This is a genomic window from Arthrospira sp. PCC 9901, assembly GCF_059013425.1.
In genome coordinates this window covers 4403160-4427032 of sequence record NZ_CP102296.1, presented here as the reverse complement: position 1 = coordinate 4427032, position 23873 = coordinate 4403160, and the positions used below count along the sequence as shown (strand labels likewise).

Below are 23873 nucleotides of genomic sequence, written 5' to 3'. Positions count from 1 at the left end.
GGCTTTGAACTCTAGTACAGTTAAACTAAGCCGGGTAGTCGCCCACCCGACTCGTCTCCAAAACCGGACTTGAGACTTTAACCTCATCCGGCTCCTCGATAACTTGGCTCTTGTCATGAGAACCGTGACTACCATCTAAGGCCGTCTTAACGTCGTGACAGTGACGGTGAAGAAGTTGGAGGTTCTTGTATGTATCCTTTCCGCCTTTCGACTTAGGGATGATGTGGTCGATTTCCATCACGTCTTCTTCCCGGAATGTTAGTCCGCAGTGGGCGCACTTCCCTTTTTGTTTCTTCAAGAGCTTTGACACCCTTGTAGGAATTCCTGGTTGTTTGCCCATTCTTGTACTCCAGTATTTAAGATTACCGTCGTATGGACTGGCTTCGCCTTTGACCTTGGTGTGGTGGATAATTGGTGTTTCTGCATGGCTTCGTAACTGCATCGGGTTTGACTCCGTGCGAGTCGCGAAAGCCCAATTTCTACTTCCAATCTTCCGCCAATATTTCCGAGCTACCCATTTCCCAGTCTTATTTGAGTGTCTTCTTTTTCCCCATCTGGCTAATTTCCAATAGAGGAGTTCGTCCAATTGGGAGAATATTTGTTTTGACACCGCAGTTGAGTAGTAGTTACTCCATCCCCTGATGACCGGATTAAGGTGCCTAATTAGCCCCTCTTGTGGTGCGACGATGTGAGAATCTACTATCTGTTTCAATTTCTGGTAATGGGACTTGACAGCCTTCTTGCTGGGTTTGATGATGGTTTTGAATCCTAGAGGCTCATTATGGGTATTCTTCCCGGTTTTGTATTTGCCAACTTTATGTTGTCGGATGTTAAAACCGAGAAAATCGAATCCCGGGTTATCACCCTCAAGAGTGTGAGTGATATGAGTTTTTTCCTCTTTGAGTTCTAATCCCATCCCTTTCAACCATTCCTGGATGTGGTCACGACATTTCTCGATTACCCCAAGGTTTTCGTGAATGATAACGAAGTCATCTGCGTATCTGATTAAGGATACTGCTCGTCTTCGATTGGTACGACTACCTTTTCCAGGTAGTTGTTCCACTAATTCCTTGATGCTCTCTTCCATGCCGTGGAGGGCAATATTTGCCAGTAGGGGACTTATTACGCCTCCCTGTGGTGTCCCCTCATCGGTCGGGAATAGCTGTCCAGAATCTATTACCCCAGCTTTTAACCATGCCCGGATTTGTCGTCTGATGGCGGGTATCGTTTCGAGCTTGTCCAATAGTTTGCCATGGTCAATCCTGTCAAAGCATTTAGCAATGTCGGCGTCTAATACCCATTTAGGTTTGCACCTAATGGCATTGAATATTGCCCCGATTGCGTCCTGACAAGACCTACCTGGTCTGAACCCGTATGAGTTAGGTTCAAATTTGGCTTCCCATTGGGGTTCGAGTGCCATTTTGACTAAGGCTTGTAATGCGCGGTCGTATATTGTGGGTATTCCTAATGGTCTCTTTTCGTCTCTTCCCGGTTTGGGAATCCATACCCGACGTGCGGGTTTGGCTTTTGAGTTGAGCTTCAATTGACCTACAAGGCGCATACGTGCTTTTGGGGATAGGGATTTAACCCCATCCACTCCTGCCGTCTTTTTGCCTTGATTATCTTGTGTAACCCGACGAGCCGCTAACATTCTGGCTGACCAGCTCTTCAGCAGTAACTTTTGGAGTCCGCGAACTGTTTTTATGTCACCACGACGTTCGGCTTGATGAATCCGTTTTTGCAGGCGGAAGACTCGACGTTCGATTGATTTCCAATCGACATCTCGCCATTCCAGCACCACCGTATTGTTTCCAATCGTTTTGGGCATTTCCATGCTACTAAGGCTCCATCTTCCAAGTTATCGTGAGTCCGTCAGCATATCCTGGGCATTACCCCAGACATTCGCTTCTGACTCAATCCTTCCTCACGTTGGCTTGCGGATGGTTTCCTACTCAGGATTTCGACCTTATTCCTGAGAGCAACAACGGAGGTTACTTCGTTCCAGATATCGATTGATTGTGCCTTTAGGATGCCACTTTACGCCGGGTTTATTTGGGTGTATGAGAGGTCTGTATGATATCAGCCTCCCCTTTATCCTTTAGCCATTTTGGCTCCTGCGTGTCAGTCTAATTTTCGCAGGTTTATAGTAACGACGCTTTCGGACGTGACTTCGTTTTCTATCCATGGACACTTGCTCAAGAGGGCGCCCGTTTAGACCCAGGCTTACTCCCTTTCATCCCCGCTTCACAGATTGATGACCAGTCGCTACTGTGGGGGACGTGCTTTCACGCGATACACCTCGCGGGATGGACTTTCACCACCATCGATATCTAGTTGTCAAGGTTCAATGCCCTTTGGGGGCTGTGTTCCTTGCCCCGCCTACGTTTCAGGAATTTTCCTTCTACTTTTGGCGGGAACGAATCGCACATCATGGCTATATCCATGCACACAATATAAGCCGTCTTGGCAGGACGGCGACTCAAGTCGCCGTGTCGTCTTTCATCCCCGCGCTAAAGCGACGGGGCTTTCAGACTCCCGCACTATTGTCGTAAGTAAGTAGTCGTCATATCTATTATAGCCTAGACCCAGCTACGATAACCGGTGGGGGGTTGCTACCAAGGCATCAGCAATTATCCCCCCACCGCACCTTACAGATAACTAGCGGTTTTTACGTTTCTTGGGAAAGGGCAAGTTTTGGGTAGTGTGAAAGTCTAGTTGGGTTTTGTAACTAAGGCGACGAGAAACCTGTTTGACTATCTTCTTGAGAAGGCTATCTCCGGTTTTCTGAATTAGCGCCCGCGACATATCCAAAATGAACTTGGGGAACTTCACCCCCACAGCCAGATCTAAATGCCATTTAGCCCCAGTCACGATCGCCGGACAATTTTCCGGTTCCACTTGGTATTTCTCACAGACCTCCTCAACCGACAGTTGCACCAGTTTCATAGTCGATTGAAAATCCACCTCATAACCAGGGGGAACATAATCAGGAATTGGTGTGGTGCGGATACGATAGATTCCAGCTTCGTCTGGGGGGACTAATTCTAAGCCGACTCTAGCTTCTACTTGATAGCCAAAAGCCCCGAAACGTCCAATAATTAGGGAATAGGAGTTTTCGCCAATGGGTTCGGTTTTCATCGGTTGCGCGCATCGACAAAACCAACCTTGGTGATGTCCCAGATATTCGGCTACGGTCTCCCAATCCGCAAACATCTCCATACAGTCGTCGTAGTCGGTGTGAAACCACATTTGTTCTGGTTGTTCTGTGGAGTCTTGTTGTTCTGGGTCGGAAGGCTGCATATCACGGGGGTTATTTAGGTCTGGCTCAGATGCTGCTACTGGCTGAGATCTAACGAAATTGTGTGGCATGATGGGTTCTGATACATTTACGCGACATTTTTCCGGTTGTTCCCGGACAATGCGACGATAGCACTATTACCCGTTAAGGTAACAGAGGCGGTATCCCGCAAAGCTTTTAGAAAGATTCCAAAAGCACCGTTCCAGTCCCGTGGTAGAGTGAACCCGCACTCCGGACATCGGAACACTTTTGAGCCACCTAGCTGGGAATGGACATGACCACAGTGAGTACAGGTTTTGCTGGTGTATTCTTCGGTCACATCTACAACTGTTCAGTTATTTCCGCGCTTATGTCTCAGGGTTAGTTTGAATCGATAATGCGCCCATGTCAGCATGGCGCGGGCAGTCTTAGACCTGATTAGACGCTTCACCTTGGCAACCATATTGGAAGTCTCGAAGGGGGGCAAAAAAATCAGGCTGTGTTATGGGATGGCCAGGGATGCGACCCAATCAACCAAGGGGTTGAAGTCCTCACCGGGTAGTTATTTCGCCCATTTCAGCTCTATTTCATACCCGAAGGTCTCGCACCATACTTGGTATTATACCGTATTGCCGTAAAATGTTAACCTAATTTGAGATTAAATCATGCTCCTCGAATATGCCATTTGCTTCTATCTACTAGAATGCCTTGTAGCTCGGTAAAACCGCTACAATAAATCTACCATTATTTTTTTAGGAAAAATGGCTGGCATTTCACTGGGTTGAGCATAGGTGTAACAGATGAAGGCATTTGTAGCAGGTGCGACAGGTCAAACAGGTCGCCGAATTGTCCAGGCTCTTTGTGAACGGCAAATCCCTGTCCGCGCTATGGTTAGAGATTTGCAGAAGGCTAAGGGTATGTTTCCCGAGCAAGTCGAGATTGTAGTCGGGGATGTATTGGACCCGAAAACTTTGGAAGATTGTATCGGTGATAGTACGGTGGTTTTGTGTGCAACGGGTGCGACTCCCAGTTTTGACTTCACGGGTCCCTATCGGGTGGATTACGAGGGGACTAAGAATTTGGTCAATGTTTCTAAGGATAAGGGAATTCAGCATTTTGTAATGGTCTCGTCGTTGTGTGTGTCACAGTTTTTTCACCCTCTCAATCTGTTCTGGTTGATTTTGCTGTGGAAGAAACAAGCTGAGGAGTATCTACAAAATAGCGGGTTGACTTATACTATTGTTAGGCCTGGGGGTTTGAAAAATGAGGAGACTGATTATCCCATTGTTATGGGGGCCCCGGATACTTTGTTTGATGGCAGTATTCCCCGGACTCAGGTGGCTCAAGTGTCTGTAGAGGCTTTATTTGTGCCAGAGGCTGGTAATAAAATTGTGGAAGTTGTCAGTAAACCGGGAGAACCACAAAACTCCCTCTCTCAGTTGTTCGCTAGTGTGCCTTAATGGTTGATTATGCACCAATCAAGATCCCCTAGAAGACGCGATCGCCGTGTGGTGCGATCGAAAACTATAGCAGGCGGCGATTTGACTCCTGAAATGATGCCATCACCATTGGCGGGGATGCCATATCGACGGACTCGGCGCAGAGGAGGGTTATTCAAACTTCTCTTACTGAGTTTTTTGCTACTCTGGGGGGTCGGTTGGCTATGGGGTCAGGTTGTTACCCGATTTGGTGAAGGTCGGGTGGCGATCGACCACCATCTTAGTAATGAATGGCCACCGTTAGTCATGCGCGGAGGTGATCCTTACATTAGATCTCTTATGCGGACGATTTCAGCCAGTGAGTCTAATTATCCGCGACCCTATCATGTCATTTACGGTGGCAAGTATGTCTCAGATTTGAGTCACCACCCCGATCGCTGTGTTACCATTGTTGCTGGACCCAATCAAGGTAAATGCACCACGGCGGCCGGACGTTACCAGTTTTTATCATCTACCTGGGAACAGATGGCCGAGCGCTACCATCCCAAACCTGCCAGATTTTGGTATTGGCATCCCTATAGTTTTGAGCCAGAATATCAAGACCTAGTGGTTTATCGTTGGTTATTGGATCAGGAGTTTTGGGGTGTCGATATTTCCCGAATGTTACAAGAGGGACGACTCAATGAAGTTTTGAAGTTGCTCTCAGGAACTTGGACCAGTTTAGGATATGGGATTGAGGATAATATGATGACCAGTTCCCTCCCCAGGGTTTATGAACAAGTCCTGCAAGAGGAACTCTTTCGCGCTTACAATAGTAATAGCCTAACAGATGATAATTTTGTATCTGGCAATTAGATAGTAGTATATACCCATAATTAATAACAACCTTCTTTCTTTATGGTTGGTGCGCCTAAATGTCGAACTACAGCAGTTTGTAGATACCTCGCTAAACGTCCATAAATTTTTATTACCCCTAAAAAAAACTATATTATTTTGATTTTGATTTGATGTCACAAGCTCTCCCAGTTTCGAGTAATATCTACTAGGCTTTTTTGAACAAGGAAAAGGTAAAGTTTGTGGAGAAGGTTCTACCAGTTATCTCAGGAGTAAAGAAGCACCAAAAGCCATATTGGCTCCTGAAGTTGAACGACTTAGCCAGCTACTTGGGCGAGATGTAAGCCACTGGAAGTTAAACAAAACTAAGTTTGATAGTCTTAATTGAGCAATATAGCATTAGTCAAGGTGGTTAGGACGCAGCTTGGAGAACGGAATCCATGGCATCATGGAGAGAATCAAACTGCTCAATACAGTGGCGAATACGGGCTTTCAGCCACGACCAACATTTCTCTATCTTGTTGAGGTCTGGCGAATAAGGCGGAAGATAGAGTAAACGGCATTGAGCTGCCTCCACCAGTTCAGCAATCCGCCCCCCTTTATGAAACGTTGCATTGTCCAATACTAGAGTCTGACCTGGCTTCAATGTTGGAATTAAGATCAACTCCAACCACAACTCAAACACTGTCCGATTACAACAACCCTCAAAGCTAAAGGGGGCTAAGAGTTGTTGATGACACCATGCAGCCATATAGCTCACCCGGCCCTGCCTCTTCCCTGATTTGAGGGCATGGAAGCGTTTTCCTTCCTCGCAGTAACCATAAGGGTAATCCGAGTCCTGACTATTCATGCCAGCTTCATCGAGGTAGACCACTTCTTGTGGCTCCATCTGTTCAACCTGAGCAATAAACTCCTCTCGCTGTTGCTCATCACGTTCTTGGTAGCCGTAAGTTTTTTTTTCTGGTGAAGCCAATTTTCTTCAAGGCTCTGGATATGGTGCGAGGAGAGATGTCGTCATCCCAAAGTTGAGCCATTTGAGCGGAGGTTTTGTGGCCATGCTCTTGGGCAAAAGCCTTGAATTTCTGCCAGTCGGTAATTTTGTGGTTATTGCCAGGTCGGTGATTAGGTTTAGGGAGGAAGTCTCCGGTCTGTGCTTTTCTTTGCAGCCAGAGATTAATGGTGTTCCGGCTGACATTGAAAACTTGACTGGCTTCTGTTTTGGGCATACCGTCTAGTTCAATTGCATTAATAACTTTTTGTCTGAGGTCGTAACTATAGGGGGCTGGCATTTTTGGTCTTCTTAGTCATCTCGTCCTCTCCATTATACGTCCTAACTTTCCTGTCTTGTGCTATACATAACTGTATTAAAAACCCAAAAATGACTTGAGTTTTTGTTTGATGGGCTGTAGAAAGCTAGTTTTTACTTGAGGCTTTAACAACAAGTTATCATCAGGTATAGTGGTTTCATTTAAATACCGATAATGTTTCCATATATCCCAATAGGGACAACCGGGTTCTATTTCAATTCCTGCCCAGTGCAGGTATTCTAAGGATTGATTAACATTGGGGTCAATGAGGTTATACTCGCCTTGGCGTTGGAAGTGTTTACTACCAGCCCAGCTTCCGGGTGCGCCACCTGGTCTATAAACGATATTAAATCGACGTGGCACTTTCTTTAATATCATATAGTTGATTATGGGCTGGTCTGAGGTTTTTTGAGAAAAGTCAAAGTATTCGGGATGCTGGGAACATTCAGTAAAGGTTTGGTATAAAACTTCCTCAGAAATTAGACTTTTTTTAGCTCCCCAAAAACCACCATTAAAAATGTCTTTAATACTACTATCATCTAAGACACCATCGGCAAATATTTGAGGGGTAAAAACATTTTTGATGCCGCCTCGGTGTTGATAATCATAGCAAATAAAGTCATGTTCATCCAAATAATTAGTCGTTTCGATTATTTTGTCGAAGACGACAATATCGGTGTCGATATAAATAAATTTATCAAACTCTCCAAACCAGCAGGCTTGTTTACGAAATTGGTTGGGTCGGGCGAAGAATCCTTCACCAAATATCTGGTATAATTTATTAGACAACCTCTCTATGAATTCCAAGTCTTGATAGAGTTCGACCCCATAGCCACTTTTTAAGGTTTGATAGATTTGTTGATAGTTATCATCATAGGGAATTAAAACTATGGGGGTATCAACATCATGTAAGCGGATACTATTCAAAAGAGCGATCGCTTGCTCTGTTGCTCGGTCATTAGCTGTGATATAAATGCCACGACTCATAGGATTATCCTTATTTTTTCAAGGTTGACTTTAATTTATTGATAGCCCGTTGTAATAAACTGGGACTGGGATTATATGGTTTGGGCTTCGACTTAAATTCAGGTCGTTTCTCGGGTTCGTGTAAATAGCGGTAATGTAAAAAAATGTCTCGATAGGGGAAATAAATATTTTCTCCAGCACATACTCTAGCGAAAATCTTAGAAGATAACCCTATATAATGCAAATAGGTTAAACGTTGACCTTGATCATAGAGTAGATTATCTACTTCTTGAAAGTGGGAGGAAGTGATGCTATTCCCAGTAATTTCGGTTTTGGGTAAATTTAATGCTAGGTTATAGACTTTTAAACCACTTTTCATCACCATATAATTCAAAATAGGCTGATCAGCAGCCCAAATGTATAAAACCTCAGCTTCTCCGTCTCGTAAGTTTTTCAGTAGCTGCTCTGTTGTCTGTGGGTCAAATATTTTTTTTCTGGAAGCATACAGACCCGAACAAAATATAGAAGATTGAATCTTGTCAGGACTAAATAACTGATTGATTCCCGGATAGTTAACGTCATAAACATGACCAATATCTTTGTATTGAAAATCGTAAACCACCCAATCATTATCATTGAGTTTTTCTAAAATTTGGTCTACAGGTTTCATTAAAAGAGCGTCTGCATCAATATAAACAAAACGATCAAAGGGTCCATCAAAAGCGCAAAATGGACGATGATGACCAAATCTATAGTAAGGGACAAATCCTTTCTCTAATCGGCGTTGATGAGCGTTCGGGTGAGCATCCCAAACATCCTTAAAAAACTGATCCCACCGCTCCATTGATTGGCGATCGCTATAAATTTGCACCTGGGGACGACGGGCAACTTCCGCAGTAATCCTTTCGATATTATCATTATAGGGATAGATACAAACTGGCATATCCGGTCCCTGATTAGCTTCAATACTATTTAAAAGAGCTACGAGTTGGTCATAAACTTTATCGTTAGCCAGGGTACAAATTCCATCCATAATATTAAAATTGGGTGAATGGGCTTGAGGATAATGATGGTTAATTATTAGTCAAAATTTAGGTTAAGTAAATTTTGGTCACAATTCCATAACCATTCTCAGGGTAACATTAAATAATCTATGAGTCAAGCACTTGATGTTAAGAAATATCAAGGTCAATTGTCATATAGGTTTAACTGAGAGATGAACTGGTGTTTGGAGTGGATAACAAGGAATCTGTAGGATTTATGAGCGCAACTTATTTTCAAAAACTTCTAAAGTCCTTAACAAAGAAATAGCCGACTGATAAGCCTCTTCGGTGAGTTCCTCTTGTTCTTCTGGTGTATCTATAATCCCATCTGCTAGTAATCTGAGAGAACCAATAATTGAGTTAAGAAAACCACGAGCTTCATAGGAGGACTTGGCTAAAACCTGCTCATCAATGGTACTTTGAGACTGACCTTGGTCAGAAAATTGTATATCATGGAGACGGCGGTAGTAGCCATCTTCTTTCTGAAGAAGTTCGTGGTGAGTACCTACTTCCATGAGTTCTCCCCGTTCTAATACCGCAATTTGGTCAGCTTTTTGAACTGTAGAAAGACGGTGAGCAATTACGAGAACAGTGCGATCGCGACTCAGGCGATCAATAGCTTCTTGTACGAGGCGTTCTGAGACGGTATCTAAAGCACTGGTAGCCTCATCTAAAATCAGAATTTTGGGTTTTTGGAGTAAAGCACGAGCGATCGCTAATCGTTGTCGCTGTCCTCCGGAAAGCATGACACCGCGATCGCCAATTTCCGTTTCCCATTGTCGGGGTAGTGCCATAATAAAATCATATGCGTTAGCCTGTTTTGCTGCGTCGCGGATCTCTTCATCGGTGGCATCAGGACGAGCATACATAATATTATTTTTCACCGTATCATTGAACAAAAATGTCGTCTGACTAACAATCCCCATTTCCTGTCTTAGACTTCTAATATCATATTCTCGGATATCAACTCCATCTATTTCAATGCCGCCAGATGTCGGGTCATAAAATCGAGGTAGCAGATCAGCAAAAGTTGATTTACCCGCACCTGAACCACCCACCAAGGCTAAAGTTGTTCCCTTATAAAGCGAGAGATCAACATCTTTAATCACCATTTGACTTTGACCAGGATAAGCAAAAGAAATATTACGGAAATGAATTTTATCTTCAAATCCAATAAATTGTAATTTTCCCGATGACATAATTGGTTTATTATCTCGTCTCCACAAATCATAAGCTGTTTCAAAACTAGCCGCGCCTCTAGCAATTTGATTTCTGATGTTGCTCAAATTAGATATGACTGGTAATAAACGGAATAATACCAACAAGTATGTTAACAAAATAGCCGAAAGATTTTCTAGCTGATCTGCAAATAAATATCGTCCCAAAATTAAGATAAAAATCACAGTTAAAATACTTGTGACTTCATTCAGTGGTTGAATTAAGGCAGAATTCATTTGAGTTTTGAGGGCGAGATTCTCAATCTCAAGCATAATCTTTCTAATAGTTTTATATTCTCTATTTTCAGTTCCTACTGACTTAATTAAACGAATGCCATTAAGGGTTTCTATAACTTTAACTGAATAATTTTTTTGTTGTTGGTTCAGAATGTTTCCCAAGTATTTAGAACGACGTATAATTAGTTGATTGATTAGCACTATTCCCCCGGCTAATATCGAAGAAACAATTGTCAATTGCCAAGATAGAGATAGCAAAATCCATAGAAATAAGAATATAGTGATGACTTGGCTGACTAAATCAATGTATGAATTGATAGTTTGAGTAGTTTGTGCTGTGTCTGATCCCAATCGCTTAGTCAGGTCTCCAATTTTAGTTTTACTATAAAAGTCTAAATCCGTATCTAAGAGGGTCTGAAGCATTTCGGATTTAATAGTATTGGTTAGACTTTTAATAAAAGCGACCGAAAGTAAACTTCTACAATAGAGAGTTAAGTTTTTCAGAATAATAGTGAAAATTATGGCAAACAGCATTACTGAAAGACGATATTGTTCAGGAATGCCATCAAAAGGAGATAATAAAACTCTAATAATTTGTGGGGCATTATCAACATCAATTTCCTGACCAGTAATTTGCAAAACTACCGGCACAATTAAGGCAGTATTAACACCATTAAATAAAGCACCAGAAAATCCCAGGATAATATTTCCAGTAATCATTAATGGGTATTGGCGTATAAATCGAGCAATAAATTTTTTATCCGACATATAATATTTCCTTGGCTATACAAAATTTATAGTAATTATCCTTAAATTAATCTGATAATGAAACCAACAAATTTGATAAAATATCTGTCATTGTCTCAATACTATAATATTTGATACATCTTTGCCTAGCTCTGTTCCCCAGTTCGGTAGATGCTGGTAAGTCTTGAAAGATAAATTCAATTTTTTCGGCTATTTCTGAGGGAGAACTAGGAGATACTAAATAGCCAGTATCTGCTAAAATCTGGGGAATATCTCCAACTTTTGTAGCTATAATCGGTTTAGCCATTGCCATGCCATCGGTAAGTTTTAAGGGAAATTGAGCCAGAGTAGCTGGAGTCTCTCTCTGGGGAACTACGATAATATGAGCAGCAGCTACAATCTCAGGCATAGCAGTGTGTGAAGACTTGGGAAGCTGGATAATCCACCGTCCCCATTTTTCTGTCAATTGACGATCATAGTCGTCATAAGGACTACCACCAACAATCACTAATCTGAGATCGGGCTGATTTAAGGTATCCAATGCTATTAAAACATCTTCTACGCCTTTATAGGGTCTAGGAGCGCCGGGAAACATTAAGATTCGATAATCACTTAAACCATATTTCTCCCTGCTAATTTGTGGGTTGTATAAGGATGGGTCAAACAGTTCTGTATCTTTACCGTTGGGTAAGTAAATACCACCAAAGCGGTTTTGCAGAAACTGGGTGTGGATAGTGACAGCATCAGCTTTGGATACGAAATTTTCGGCCCATTTAAGGTACACTCGATGGTCGGGTTGACGGAATGCTCCATCTGATTTTAGAATATCCCTAGCTATGTTTCGCACAGAAGGTTTATATCGCCATTTATCCCCCCCAGACCAACTTAATTCCCAATCATCAATATCCAAGATTAATTTACGCGAAGGGTTGAGGCTCTTTTTTAGCCAGGATAGACCTAAACTGGTCATTTTGACTTTATAGGCGTAGATGATATCACCAGTGATGTGACTTAGTAATTTTTGAGCAGAAGCGAAAAACCGTGGGTAGGATGGATAGCTAGGAATGGCAATAATTTTTAAATCTGTACTAGAAATTAACCCTTGTTGATCTGGAGGACAAAAGCCTACTATTTCTACTTCACAGTGCATTTTTTGCAGGGCTTTAGCTAATAAAAATGGTCGCACACCCCCACCCCACCTACCTGCCCCACTAGAGGATAAATCGCTAACAACTACAGAAACTTTCACGTTTTTAAATACTCTCCCTTATCTGTATAAATGATGTTCAAAGAATATATGTCCCTATTAATTAGGGTTATCAAAATAGCTATTGACGAGGTTTTGCATCTCTGACATAAAGCGATCGCTTCCAAATAAATAGCGTCTTTCGTACATAGATTTACGCATTTTTTCGCCGCGACCTGGGTTGCTTAAAAGGTTAACAATCTTTTGAGTTGCTTCTTCAGGATTAGCAAATAACAAATCCTGATTTTCTTCTCCGACAATTTCTACCTGTCCTCCTTTATTTTTGACAAAAGGAATTGCGCCAGCTTTGACCATTTCAGCAATCGAGATACCAAAGGGTTCTTGCTTACAATGGATCCCATATCTGCACTTAGACATAACTTTTATATAGTCTTGATAAGGGAGATTTTTATAGAGTGTGATCCAGTCGGAATTCTGATCAATCATTTTTTGCAAAAACCGCTGATATCCTATAGCATAGGTTCCACCACCTCCCCCAGTCAGACATAACTTGATATCAAAACCCTGGTCTCGCACACGACTGAGAATTTCAATGACTTTATGTGGTTCTTTCGGCTTGGTCAGACGACCACTACAAATAAAGGTATTTTCTTTTTGTTCCCAGGGAACATCCTGAACATCCATCACCACAGGAGGATAAATAACTAAGGGTTCGACATCATATAATGTTTTAAACCTTTGAGCCACATATTTAGAGTTAGCAATTGACAGGTTGCTGGTCATACTTTCCCAAGAAAAGTTAGACACTTTATTATAGAGTTTCTTTTGTTCTAAAACTTTCACCCAGTGAATGTACTGCATTCCTTTACATCCCATATCAGCAGCGTTGTAAGCCGATATTACTAGGTCATATTCATGACAGTGAGATTTTAAATAACGCAGGAGTATATGAAATTGCAACATCCGAATATCTGCATTATTAGCGCGTAAAAATTCCAAAGGTTTACGGAGTCCCTGATTAAAAATAGACCTAACTTTCACAGTTTGCTGATCAAGCTGGGTATCATACATCACATTTAACTGATTGAAGTCTACATCAGAAATTGTAAATAGTGTCAGATCATATTGATTTTTTAATGCTTCTAACATCCACAAACCGACGCATTCGGCACCCCCTCCAGCAAAATTAGGATAAAATAGCGCGATTTTTTTTGAGGTTTTTGTTTCTGGGTTAGAATTCATATTAATTGCCGCCATATAATTGGGAATCTCTAATTTTTTTCGCTATCAGTGTCTGCCACCTTATTAAGGGTGACTTGTGGAAATTATCTGATTTGGATGGTGAGTTTTTATATTCATTCAAAAGGTAGAATTGGCAAATTTATGGTTTGACCTCTGTCACTCGCCAACTCAATTTTAGGTTAACCCAGAAATTCCAAAATGTCACGATCGCGATCGCACCCAATTTAGCCATATAGGCATTTAAGCCCAACACCGAAACCAACAGGTTGAGTATGATTACATTCAATCCTAACCCCATCAGGCAAATCAGATTAAATTTTAACAATCTTTTAAGTCTTCGATGACCGCCAGACTGTTGGCGAGACAAATCCCGAAAAGTCCATTGATCATTCCAGATAAAGTTATTGATAATCGCCATTTCCGCCGATAGCACTGCACTTAGGGTCAGGGGTAAACCCCAGCCATCTAATAACAGATAAAAGATAGCCATATCGACAAATAAGCCACTAAACCCGACCACTGCAAATCTGGCAAACCGACCCACTGGCCAATTATCGATCCGCAATCTTAGCAAATGCTGTAAATACTCAAAATACTGCCTACTGGTAACTTTACTATATCCCTCCTGACGTTCTTGGAACACATAGCCGACTTCCTGAATGTTAGCAATTCTCCCCCGACCCAATACCTCAATCAAAATCTTGTATCCCACGGGGTTGAGGTCGATATTAGCCAGGGTATCGCGCCGCAGCATAAAATAACCACTCATAGGATCAGAAACCCGACCCACTACCCCGGGTAAAATCATCAACCCCAGCATTTGTGCGCCACGAGACAAAATCCGTCGCGCCAAACTCCAATCACTGACCCCACCCCCAGAAACATGACGACTAGCGACAGCTAAATCAGCCCCACACTGGATTTGCGACCACAATTGTAGTATGGTGTCTAGGGGGTGTTGTAGGTCAGCATCAATGACAGCTAAAATCTCACCCAACGCCACCTGCCAGCCTCTAATTACGGCGGTTGATAGACCCCTTTCTCCTCGGCGGCGCATAACCCGCAACTGGGGATAATAAGTAGCTATGTTGGTGGCGACTTCCCAAGTGCGATCGGGGCTATCATCGTCAATTACAATCAACTCATACTGTCTAGGAATGACTTGATCTAATAACCCGGTGAGGCGATCAATCAAGATGGGTATATTTTGGCTTTCCCGAAAAGTGGGAATAGCTACGGACAGCAGAATTGACGGACGATCCAAATCCGTTGGTTGTGGAACTTCTCCAGAAATCCTTAACGGACCTTCGGGAACAGGTAAAAGACCATAAATCTCTGGGGTGCAAGTATTGACAACTTTACTATTGTGTGGCTTCATGTCACCACAACCGGAACCGGAACTAGAAAAGGGATACATCCAGGACTCCCACACCAAATATAAGCCTAATTACCATAAGGTATTTATTGACGCACTTCAAGTTTCATAGTCGATCGCCTATAAAAGGAACACCCCCACAAGCGATCGCCACTCCGTAGGTTACAGCAACCCATAAAGCCATTTAATCAGTTCTGGTGCGCGTTTAACCCCTTCAAAACGGTCTACCGGTTGACCATTTTTAAAAAATATCAATGTTGGGAGAGCTTCTATTTGATAATCCGAGGCAATTTGCGGATATTTATCGGTGTCAATTTTGACGATTTGGATTTGTTCTTTCATCTCTTGGTTAACTTCCTGCAAAATCGGAGCCATCATTTGACAGGGACCGCACCAAGTGGCGTAAAAGTCCACCAAAACAGGGACTTCGGAACTCTCAAGAAGTTCCTGAAAATTCTGAAACTGCTTTTTAACTGCCATAATCCCCATGAATTAGCTATTGCTCAATTTCCCATTATATATCGCTGTACCTCAAACCCCATTCCCCTTATCATAATTGAGTTGGAAGTTAACTGGAAAGGAAAAATCCCGATGGAAATGTTACCAGAATCAATGCAGCAGTTAAAACAGCAGGTGGCCTTAGTAACTGGTGCATCTAGGGGTATTGGTTCAGCGATCGCATTAGAACTGGCCCAACAAGGGGCTAAAGTAGTTGTCAACTATGCCAGTTCTAGCACAGCGGCCGAGAAAGTAGTAGCGGAAATTACCGAAGCCGGAGGAGAGGCGATCGCCATGAAAGCGGACGTATCCCAAGCCGAGGAAGTAGATCAGCTAATCAAAGATATTGTAGACCAGTGTGGTGGCATCAATATCCTAGTCAACAACGCTGGTATCACCCGCGACACCCTATTGTTGAGGATGAAACCCTCGGACTGGGAAGCCGTAATCAACCTTAACCTAACCGGAGTGTTTCTATGCTGTCGCGCGGTAGCTAAAATCATGCTGAAAGCGCGATCGGGTAGGATCATCAATATTGCTTCCGTGGCGGGTCAAATGGGGAACCCCGGTCAAGCCAACTACAGCGCCGCCAAAGCCGGAGTCATAGGTTTAACCAAAACCCTAGCCAAAGAATTTGCGATTCGGGGAGTGTTAGTTAATGCCGTCGCCCCGGGTTTTATAGCCACAGACATGACCAAAGACTTAAAAAACACCGAAGAGATCCTGAAATTTATTCCCCTAGGTCGTTACGGTGAACCCAAAGAAGTCGCCGGGTTAGTCAGATTTTTGGCTGCTGACCCCGCCGCCGCCTATATCACCGGTCAGGTTATCAATGTTGATGGTGGCATGGTCATGGCTTAGACCACCCTTAACCCCCCAGGACTGATAACTTGGGACTGTCCCCACCCCAATTTGGTACGGTTTCCACGAATTAGCACTCGTACACCATGAGTGCTAAATTGACTATTTGGAGAGCTAAATTAGGTGTAATATGGCGAAAATCGTAGCCTTTGACGAAGAATCACGGCGAGCGATCGAGCGGGGAGTCAACGCCCTAGCAGACGCAGTTCGTGTTACCCTCGGTCCAAGAGGTCGCAATGTACTGATAGAGAAAAAATTTGGCGTACCGGATATTGTCAGTGATGGAATTACCGTAGCCAAAGCGATCGAATTAGGAGATCCCCTAGAAAATACAGGCGCGCGGTTAATTCAAGAAGTAGCAGCGAAAACCAATGATGTGGCTGGAGATGGTACTACCACAGCAGCAGTTTTGGCTCAAGCCATGATACAGGAAGGCTTGAAGAATGTGGCGGCGGGTGCGAACCCCGTGGCTTTGCGGCGGGGAATTGATAAAACCATTCAGTATCTGGTCAAAGAAATTGAATCCTTAGCTAAACCCGTCGAAGGAAGTGCGATCGAACAGGTAGCCACAGTTTCCGCCGGGAATGATAAGGAAGTGGGAGAGATGATCGCCCTAGCCATGGACAAAGTGACCAAAGACGGAGTAATCACCGTTGAGGAGTCCAAGTCCCTAACCACCGAATTAGAAGTTGTGGAAGGGATGCAAATCGATCGCGGTTATATTTCCCCCTACTTCATCACCGATAGCGAACGGATGACAGTAGAGTTAGACAATGCTCGTGTCCTGATTACCGATAAAAAAATCAGTGCCATTCAGGATATTGTCTCCGTCCTGGAAAAAGTCGCCCGTTCTGGTCAACCCCTGCTCATTATAGCCGAAGACATCGACGGCGAAGCCCTAGCCACCTTAGTTGTCAACAAAGCCCGGGGTGTGTTGAATGTAGCCGGTATTAAAGCCCCTGGTTTCGGCGAACGTCGGAAAGCCATGCTCCAAGATATTGCCATTCTCACCGGGGGTCAGTTGATTTCCGAAGAAATTGGCTTAAACTTGGAAACAGCCACCGTAGAGATGCTAGGAACAGCCACTAAAGTCACAATTAACAAGGACTCCACCACCATTGTTTCTGGTTCCGGTCATCAAGGTGAGATCCAACAGCGGGTCGAACAATTGCGTAAGCAACTGGCAGAAACTGATTCCGAATATGATCAGGAAAAACTACAAGAACGCATTGCTAAGTTAGCTGGCGGTGTGGCAGTCATTAAAGTTGGTGCGGCTACGGAAACTGAACTGAAATCCCGTAAACTTCGTATTGAAGATGCTCTGAATGCCACTAAAGCTGCTGTGGATGAAGGAATTGTTCCCGGTGGCGGTACAACCTTAATTCACTTGGTCAAAAAGGTAGAGCAACTGGCTGCAACTTTCAGCATAGAAGAGGAAAAGCTGGGAGCTAAAATTGTGGCACGAGCTTTGGAAGCGCCTCTGCGTCAAATTGCTAATAATGCAGGGGTTGAGGGTTCTGTAGTTGTTGAACAAGTCCGTAACAGTGACTCTAATATTGGTTACAATGCTTTAACGGGTAACTTTGAAGACTTGATTGTGGCAGGAATTTTAGACCCAGCCAAGGTGGTTCGCTCTTCCCTGCAAAATGCTGGCTCAATTGCGGGAATGGTGATTACCACTGAGGTTCTCGTGGTTGAGAAGCCTGAGCCTAAACCAGCAATGCCAGATATGGACGGCATGGGTGGTATGGGTGGTATGGGTGGTATGGGTGGTATGGGTGGTATGGGTGGTATGGGTGGCATGGGAATGATGTAATTCCTGCCCATCAACCTATAACCTATATCCTCAGTTCATCGAATAGGGAGTCTTGCGGCTATTGGAGGACTCCCTCTCCTCGTTGTCAACTATTTGGTTTCAGCCTGGGAGTACATCCAAGCCTAGGGGTAAGTTTAGGGAAATGGTGGTTTGTTGGTTAGATTCGCTTTCAATTCTCCACTGGCCGCCATGCAGTTCTACAATACATTTAGTAATACTTAGTCCTAGTCCTGAGCCTTGCTGTTCGTACAGTTTTCGCTCAAATTGTACGTGAGCGCCAATTTTACTGATTTGTTCTGGGGTCATCCCTCGACCGCGATCGCTTATTTTTAGTAATAACAATTCCTCACCTACTTGACTAATTACCTGAATTGGTGTACCGGGTTCCGAAAATTTACAAGCATTATCAATCAATTCTACTACCACTTTTTCAAGCTGGTTAGCTGCCATCTGTACCGTGGCATTTTCTAGGTCAAATTCTAGGTCTGTCTCCCTTTGGTGTTCTTGGGCTTGTTGGGTGGCGGCTTTGATAATAACTGATTGGCTGTCTTTGACCTGAATGGATCGGAGCGATCGCACTTTTTCTACATTTAAACCGATAATTTCCAAATCTGCATATAGCAAAAAATTGATGATTAAACGATAGAGGCGGCGACCGGAAATCCGAATATCTTGCAAAATTTCCTTGATTTCATCCGGTTCAAATAAGTCTAAATTCGAGAGTAGTAACTCCGTATTACTGATGATGCCATTTAGGGGGGTTCGTAATTCATGAGGGAGGGAATGGGTGATATTTTCCCGTAATTCCCGCATCTGTATTTCCGATTGCTGTTTGATTAAAGACTGTTTTTCTAATCTGATGGCGATCGCTGTTAACAATTCTTCCATAGAACAGGGTTTAGTTAGGTAATCATCCGCTCCTAAATTCATCCCCTCCCGTAAATCATGGCGATCGGCTTTAGCCGTTAAAAATATAAACGGAATTGTCGCCGTTTCCATATGGGATCTTAACTCCTTTAATACTCCATAACCATCTAACTCAGGCATCATCACATCACAGAGAATTAAATCCGGTAAATGTTTGTGAGCCTGTTCTACACCCAACCTGCCATTCTCAGCCGAGATCACATCAAAATCTTCTATCTCCAGTAATTCTACCAAATTCTCCCGAATTGTCTCTTCATCCTCAATTACTAAAACTTTAGCCATATTAATTCTGCTTTCGTTTATTCTAATTTTGTACCTATACCTAGATCGGTTAAATCAGTTAATAGGTTCAATTATGCCATATTTAGATATTTAGGAAACCTCTGTGATTGGCAAAATCACTGTAAATGTGGTTCCCTGTCCTAATTCACTGTCAACAGTAATCTCTCCTCCATGCAAATCCACAGCTTGCTTAACAATAGATAATCCTAATCCTGTACCTTTGATGTTTCCGACATTAGAACCACGTTCAAAGGCTTGAAATAGCTTTTGTTTATACTCTGGTGGTAAACCTATACCCGCGTCTTTAACCCGAAAAATTATCTGATTTTCTTTGCGAATAACATCAAAATTAATCACCCCACCATCGGGAGAATATTTGATAGCATTGGATAATAAATTAGCTAGAATATGACCCAGCAATTTTTCATCTAACATTACCGGATCATCTAAATCTCCCCAGGTTTTTAATTCGAGTTGGTGTTGTTCATTCACTTGTACCATTAACTGGTCTATGAGTAATTGGCTCAACTTGACCACATTAACTAACTTAGGAGCAAAAATCAATTTTCCCGAACTAGACTTACTTAATGTTAATACATCTTCTAGTAATTGATTCATACTATTAATTGATGACTGGATTCGCTGAAAATGTTTAAGTTTTTTCTGATCATCTAGTTGCGAGTCATATTTAGACAACAGCTCCGTAGACATTTGAATGGAAGTCAGAGGGTTTTTTAAATCATGGGATGCTATGGATAATAGTCGTGTTTTTTCGGCTTCTAAATCTTGCAATAAATTCAGAGAGTCCTTGACTTGCTTTTCCTGCTTATATCTCTGTAATGCCATACGGATAGCTGCATGAACTTCTCGCTCCTTAAATGGTTTTAAAAGATAACCATAAGACCCAGTAGATTCCGCTCTTTCTAGGGTACTATCATCAGCATAAGCCGTCAGGTAAATTACCGGAGTTCCATATTGTTCATGGATTTTGGCGGCGGTTTCAATACCATCCATATCCCCTTTAATCACAATATCCATTAATACTAAATCAGGGTTAGTTTCCGCCACTTTGGCGATCGCAGCTAGTCCAGAAGAAACAATCCCCACTACAGTATATCCCAAGGACTTGAGTTTTCTGGCTAATCCTTTAGCAATTAATAACTCATCCTCGACAATCAGAATTTGGACAGTGTTCATGGTATCGCCCCTAGTTTTTTGGTATGCTGAAAACTATCGTAATTATACAAAATTGCTGATCATTATTGATGTTCCCATATAACAATTTAATAATTTCAATATCTTTGTCTATAGGACAATTCTGAGAAAGTCAATTGAAATGCTGTTCCCTCCGTTACGTCCAATAGTTCTAAGTTCCCCTCTATCTGCTCAGTCAGAGTCCAGATCAACTCCATTCCTAGGGATTCCACATTGCGAATATCTAGTCCTTCTGGAATCCCGACCCCATTATCCCGGATAATCAGAGTAATAATACCTAGATTGTCTTGATGAAGTTCTAACCCAAGTTTACCAGGACGTTCATCGACAAAGGCGTGTTTAAAAGCATTAGATATCAGTTCATTGACAATTAAACTACAAGGGTTAGCTGTTTCCAGGTTAAGTTCAACCGATTCTATATCTAATTCTAAGTCAACTGTGTGAGCTTCTGTACCGTAAGAGTCAAATAGTTGCTCAACTAAATCATTGAGATAGTCCCCAAAGTTAATCCGATCAAGACCAGTTGACTTATATAGTTTTTCGTGGATCAGAGCCATAGATTGAATGCGTTGTTGGCTATCTGACAAAAGTTTGATTACTTCTGGGTTGTCCGTGTAATCCGATTGAAATTCTAATAAATTGGAAACTACCAGCAAGTTATTTTTCACTCGGTGGTGAATTTCTTTCAGCAAAATTTCTTTTTCTTTAAGGGAGTTCATTAATTTATCTTCGGCGTGTTTCCGTTCGATCGCCGTTGCTAAAACATTAGCTACACTTTGCAGAAAGTGTACATCTTCCTGCACAAATTCCCTAGTTTCCGTAGTATAAACCCCCAAAATGCCATAATAGGAATTTTGGCTTTCAATGGGAATACTCATACCATTAATATGGGGAAACTGATAAATATTAGAGGATAGTTCTGGTTTGAGGTTAAGGTGGTGGCTAGGAGAGGGTGTAGTTGATGATGATTCAGGTAAAATAAATGAGTAAACCTGGTGATATTTGTCAGTTTTTAAGCGATGATTATGGCTGTGTTGATGGTTAGCGATCGCCACAGTCAGGCGATCGGGTTCAGACACCCGTATTTCTAATAACTTACAATAATCTACCTGTAAACATCGACCCACCATCGCCACAATATCCTCAATTAATATCTCCGAGTCAATACCCAAGAGAGCTTTTTGTCCGACTTCAGCTACCATAGCCTGCTGATAAGCCTTAGTCGCAATTTCCGCCTCAATTTTTTGTCTCTCCGCAATTTCAACTCGCAACTTTTCGTTAGTTTCTTGTAGTTGAGATGTTCGCTTTTCTACCAGCATTTCCAAGTCTTGGTTCAATTCTTGCAGAGATTTTTCGGCGGATTTTAGTTCACTAATATCAGTGAGAGTTCCCACAAAACCAACTATTTCGTCATCATCATCGAGTTCAGGAACAGCTTGGGAAAAAACCCAAACCACCTTACCATCACCATGACAAAAACGATATTCTAACTGAAACATTTGATGATTATTAACGCATTTATTCCATTCATTAATTACCCGTTCTCGGTCATCAGGATGAAGCCTTTTAGTCCAACCATACCCAAACATTTCCATGACTGAACAGCCAACCAAATCACATCCACGCTCATTGATATAGACAGATTTACCTTCAGCATCAGTCCGAAATATCCCCACCGGAGAAATATCTGTAAGAGTCGCATAGCGAGCCTCACTTTCTCGCAAAGCATCCTCAACCTGACAACGTTCAATTTCTAATAACTCCCGTTCTGTCACATCTTGAACTAATGACAAAATCGATATAACCTGATGGGACTCATCCCGTAATACTGAGTTATACCATTCACAGTAGATTACTCTCCCGTCCTTGGTATAGTTACGGTTCTTACAAATATTTTTATTGGTTTTTTCCCCGATTAAATCACCGATCACTTTTTCTACTAATTCTAGGTCTTCTTCAAAGACAATTTGCCATTCTCCCCAATGAATACCTATGATTTCTTCAGCCTTCCAACCAAAGATTTTTTCCGCTTGATTTCCCCAATATTGTACCTTAAATTCTGGGTCCCATTCAATCACAGCTAGGGGAGAATTTTCCACGTGCGATCGCATTTTATGATTAGCTTTTAATAACTCTTTTTTTGACTGTTTTTGTTCCTCCAAGTACCTGGTAAGCATTTGATTAGTTTTTTGCAGTTCAAGGGTACGTTCTTGCACCCGTTGTTCCAATTCCGCCGTCAGAGTTTGTAAAGCTGATTCAGCTCGCTTATTTTCAGTAATATCACGAGCCACCCAAGCCACAGATTCCGAGGAAATGGGGGAGATATTTGCCGAAAACCACAAGCAATTACCTTCCACATTCAGATGATATTCAAAATTAATAATTCTCCCCGTTTGCAAACATTGATTAACTTTTTCTCTCAAAATATTGTCCGGGTAATCAGGAGAAAATAGCTGCCGAGTTTGGTTAATTATTTGAGATGTATTACCCTCGGATTTTGTACCTAGGTATTCATGATTATTTTGCCGGGACTTGCGGGGAGTCTGAATCGAATTGGTGCGAGTATTAATAATCAGGATAATATCAGTCAAAGCATCAAAAAATGTCAGAAGATTCGGTTCACCAGTTCGCAATTTTTGTTCAATCATGCGGATGATACCCCGTTGACTGATTTCCCCCTGTAGTTGGGCATTTGTATTTTGTAATTGAGCCTTAAATTGTGCCAGTTGCTGTTGCAGCTTAGTGGGGCTAATTCTACTGGGAATATCATGGTTAGGATGGGAATCAAAAAGTTTTTCTATCACCCGATACTCCGTAATTATTCCAGTTAAATAATCTTGCTCATCTACAACTGGAATATGGTGAATTTTATGGGTTTTTAATTGTTGAATAATTGTATAAATATCTGGCTCATCTGTTTCTCGCAGAACTACCGGGGGTTGTCTCATCACCTCAGACACCATCAGGTCTCCCGGATTTTCCCCCGCACCAATTAGCTGCACCACGTCCCTTTCCGTCCACATACCCACCAATTTCCCGTCTTCCACCACCAGTACACAACTGTTAGGGGGGAAGTTTTCTGTTCCCCACTGGTCTGATGGCTCCTGACTCATTAAAGCCATTACTTCCATCACGGAGGTATTAGGAACAACGGTTAGGGGGTCTCTATGGATGATGTCGTTTAAATTTGGACTGGACATAAGCCAAGGGTTAATCGTGGGTGTAGACATTGATTCCCCTACTCTCCTTGATCAGATATTAGGATTAATAATAACATAACAAATTATCACAGTTTCAGCGGTTCCGATCAAGTAAAAGCCATTCACAATCAACAGTTGAACCTGTTACTTAGGATCTATAGAGTATCTTGTGACTGATTTTTA

At 42.4% G+C, this 23873-nt stretch carries 18 protein-coding genes and 1 pseudogene; 5 read left to right on the top strand and 14 right to left on the bottom strand.

Annotated elements, in window-relative coordinates; all coding sequences use genetic code 11:
* Nucleotides 1–25 precede the first annotated feature (25 nt).
* Nucleotides 26–1834: a group II intron reverse transcriptase/maturase gene (gene ltrA, locus NLZ44_RS19625; RefSeq protein WP_493750868.1), complete on the bottom strand. Its 1809-nt coding sequence runs from the start codon at nt 1832–1834 to the stop codon at nt 26–28.
* Between the two features lie 420 nt (nt 1835–2254).
* Here ltrA and NLZ44_RS19620 point away from each other — a divergent pair, with 420 nt between their 5' ends.
* A complete protein-coding gene (locus NLZ44_RS19620; protein WP_155839166.1) occupies nt 2255–2560 on the top strand; it encodes a hypothetical protein in 306 nt (101 codons plus the stop codon).
* 98 nt (nt 2561–2658) lie between these two features.
* Here NLZ44_RS19620 and NLZ44_RS19615 read toward each other — a convergent pair whose 3' ends face one another.
* Nucleotides 2659–3369 (bottom strand): DUF1997 domain-containing protein, encoded by a 711-nt coding sequence (locus tag NLZ44_RS19615; RefSeq protein WP_493750867.1) that lies wholly within the window; start codon nt 3367–3369, stop codon nt 2659–2661.
* Between the two features lie 17 nt (nt 3370–3386).
* Nucleotides 3387–3779: pseudogene (locus tag NLZ44_RS19610) on the bottom strand (zinc ribbon domain-containing protein); the annotation flags it as partial.
* 298 nt (nt 3780–4077) lie between these two features.
* Between NLZ44_RS19610 and NLZ44_RS19605 the strand changes: the two are divergent.
* Both NLZ44_RS19605 and NLZ44_RS19600 read left to right on the top strand, forming a co-directional pair.
* Nucleotides 4078–4737 carry an SDR family oxidoreductase gene (locus NLZ44_RS19605; protein ID WP_493750866.1) on the top strand — a complete coding sequence of 220 codons (660 nt, stop codon included), beginning with the start codon at nt 4078–4080 and terminating at the stop codon, nt 4735–4737.
* Nucleotides 4738–4746: 9 nt separating this feature from the next.
* On the top strand, nt 4747–5571 hold the full coding sequence (locus NLZ44_RS19600; protein ID WP_493750865.1) for a glycoside hydrolase family 24 protein: 825 nt from the start codon (nt 4747–4749) through the stop codon (nt 5569–5571).
* Between the two features lie 391 nt (nt 5572–5962).
* Here NLZ44_RS19600 and NLZ44_RS19595 read toward each other — a convergent pair.
* The 8 genes from NLZ44_RS19595 to trxA form a co-directional block, all read right to left on the bottom strand.
* Nucleotides 5963–6839 (bottom strand): IS630 family transposase gene (locus NLZ44_RS19595; protein WP_493750864.1). Its coding sequence is split into 2 segments (ribosomal slippage): nt 5963–6508 and nt 6510–6839, totalling 876 coding nucleotides; the frame shifts between segments, so codons are not numbered across the junction.
* Nucleotides 6840–6914: 75 nt separating this feature from the next.
* On the bottom strand, nt 6915–7844 hold the full coding sequence (locus NLZ44_RS19590; RefSeq protein WP_493750863.1) for an Npun_R2821/Npun_R2822 family protein: 930 nt from the start codon (nt 7842–7844) through the stop codon (nt 6915–6917).
* A 10-nt stretch (nt 7845–7854) separates the two neighbouring features.
* Nucleotides 7855–8856 carry an Npun_R2821/Npun_R2822 family protein gene (locus tag NLZ44_RS19585; RefSeq protein WP_493750862.1) on the bottom strand — a complete coding sequence of 334 codons (1002 nt, stop codon included), beginning with the start codon at nt 8854–8856 and terminating at the stop codon, nt 7855–7857.
* 225 nt (nt 8857–9081) lie between these two features.
* The gene (locus NLZ44_RS19580; RefSeq protein ID WP_493750861.1) at nt 9082–11088 is read right to left on the bottom strand and encodes an ABC transporter ATP-binding protein; all 2007 of its coding nucleotides are present in this window, start codon (nt 11086–11088) and stop codon (nt 9082–9084) included.
* A gap of 46 nt (nt 11089–11134) precedes the next feature.
* Nucleotides 11135–12316, bottom strand: coding sequence for a glycosyltransferase family 4 protein (locus NLZ44_RS19575; RefSeq protein ID WP_315664096.1), 1182 nt, complete (start codon nt 12314–12316; stop codon nt 11135–11137).
* A 57-nt stretch (nt 12317–12373) separates the two neighbouring features.
* The gene (locus tag NLZ44_RS19570; RefSeq protein ID WP_493750860.1) at nt 12374–13531 is read right to left on the bottom strand and encodes a glycosyltransferase family 4 protein; all 1158 of its coding nucleotides are present in this window, start codon (nt 13529–13531) and stop codon (nt 12374–12376) included.
* 124 nt (nt 13532–13655) lie between these two features.
* Nucleotides 13656–14933: a GtrA family protein gene (locus NLZ44_RS19565; RefSeq protein ID WP_111890857.1), complete on the bottom strand. Its 1278-nt coding sequence runs from the start codon at nt 14931–14933 to the stop codon at nt 13656–13658.
* A 120-nt stretch (nt 14934–15053) separates the two neighbouring features.
* Nucleotides 15054–15380: a thioredoxin gene (trxA, locus tag NLZ44_RS19560; protein ID WP_006625831.1), complete on the bottom strand. Its 327-nt coding sequence runs from the start codon at nt 15378–15380 to the stop codon at nt 15054–15056.
* 102 nt (nt 15381–15482) lie between these two features.
* On the opposite strand from trxA, the gene fabG reads away from it, so the two are divergent.
* Complete coding sequence (fabG, locus tag NLZ44_RS19555; protein ID WP_111890856.1) at nt 15483–16250, top strand: 3-oxoacyl-[acyl-carrier-protein] reductase; 768 nt, start codon at nt 15483–15485, stop codon at nt 16248–16250.
* 130 nt (nt 16251–16380) lie between these two features.
* The gene (groL, locus tag NLZ44_RS19550; RefSeq protein WP_493750859.1) at nt 16381–18066 is read left to right on the top strand and encodes a chaperonin GroEL; all 1686 of its coding nucleotides are present in this window, start codon (nt 16381–16383) and stop codon (nt 18064–18066) included.
* Nucleotides 18067–18165: 99 nt separating this feature from the next.
* On the opposite strand, the gene NLZ44_RS19545 is transcribed toward groL, so the two are convergent.
* From NLZ44_RS19545 to NLZ44_RS19535, 3 genes are all read right to left on the bottom strand, one after another.
* A complete protein-coding gene (locus tag NLZ44_RS19545) occupies nt 18166–19275 on the bottom strand; it encodes a hybrid sensor histidine kinase/response regulator (protein WP_493750858.1) in 1110 nt (369 codons plus the stop codon).
* A 90-nt stretch (nt 19276–19365) separates the two neighbouring features.
* A complete protein-coding gene (locus NLZ44_RS19540; RefSeq protein ID WP_493750857.1) occupies nt 19366–20472 on the bottom strand; it encodes a hybrid sensor histidine kinase/response regulator in 1107 nt (368 codons plus the stop codon).
* Between the two features lie 95 nt (nt 20473–20567).
* Nucleotides 20568–23720 carry a PAS domain S-box protein gene (locus tag NLZ44_RS19535; protein ID WP_493750856.1) on the bottom strand — a complete coding sequence of 1051 codons (3153 nt, stop codon included), beginning with the start codon at nt 23718–23720 and terminating at the stop codon, nt 20568–20570.
* Nucleotides 23721–23873 lie beyond the last annotated feature (153 nt).

Excerpts from the sequence above, each read along its gene's own strand:
- NLZ44_RS19565 (WP_111890857.1), bottom strand. The coding sequence starts at position 14,933 with ATGTATCCCTTTTCTAGTTCCGGTTCCGGTTGTGGTGACATGAAGCCA.
- NLZ44_RS19540 (WP_493750857.1), bottom strand. The coding sequence starts at position 20,472 with ATGAACACTGTCCAAATTCTGATTGTCGAGGATGAGTTATTAATTGCT.
- groL (WP_493750859.1), top strand. The coding sequence starts at position 16,381 with ATGGCGAAAATCGTAGCCTTTGACGAAGAATCACGGCGAGCGATCGAG.
- trxA (WP_006625831.1), bottom strand. The coding sequence starts at position 15,380 with ATGGGGATTATGGCAGTTAAAAAGCAGTTTCAGAATTTTCAGGAACTT.
- NLZ44_RS19580 (WP_493750861.1), bottom strand. The coding sequence starts at position 11,088 with ATGTCGGATAAAAAATTTATTGCTCGATTTATACGCCAATACCCATTA.
- NLZ44_RS19535 (WP_493750856.1), bottom strand. The coding sequence starts at position 23,720 with ATGTCTACACCCACGATTAACCCTTGGCTTATGTCCAGTCCAAATTTA.
- NLZ44_RS19600 (WP_493750865.1), top strand. The coding sequence starts at position 4,747 with ATGCACCAATCAAGATCCCCTAGAAGACGCGATCGCCGTGTGGTGCGA.
- NLZ44_RS19615 (WP_493750867.1), bottom strand. The coding sequence starts at position 3,369 with ATGCCACACAATTTCGTTAGATCTCAGCCAGTAGCAGCATCTGAGCCA.
- NLZ44_RS19620 (WP_155839166.1), top strand. The coding sequence starts at position 2,255 with ATGACCAGTCGCTACTGTGGGGGACGTGCTTTCACGCGATACACCTCG.
- NLZ44_RS19585 (WP_493750862.1), bottom strand. The coding sequence starts at position 8,856 with ATGGATGGAATTTGTACCCTGGCTAACGATAAAGTTTATGACCAACTC.
- NLZ44_RS19570 (WP_493750860.1), bottom strand. The coding sequence starts at position 13,531 with ATGGCGGCAATTAATATGAATTCTAACCCAGAAACAAAAACCTCAAAA.
- ltrA (WP_493750868.1), bottom strand. The coding sequence starts at position 1,834 with ATGGAAATGCCCAAAACGATTGGAAACAATACGGTGGTGCTGGAATGG.
- NLZ44_RS19545 (WP_493750858.1), bottom strand. The coding sequence starts at position 19,275 with ATGGCTAAAGTTTTAGTAATTGAGGATGAAGAGACAATTCGGGAGAAT.
- fabG (WP_111890856.1), top strand. The coding sequence starts at position 15,483 with ATGGAAATGTTACCAGAATCAATGCAGCAGTTAAAACAGCAGGTGGCC.
- NLZ44_RS19605 (WP_493750866.1), top strand. The coding sequence starts at position 4,078 with ATGAAGGCATTTGTAGCAGGTGCGACAGGTCAAACAGGTCGCCGAATT.
- NLZ44_RS19590 (WP_493750863.1), bottom strand. The coding sequence starts at position 7,844 with ATGAGTCGTGGCATTTATATCACAGCTAATGACCGAGCAACAGAGCAA.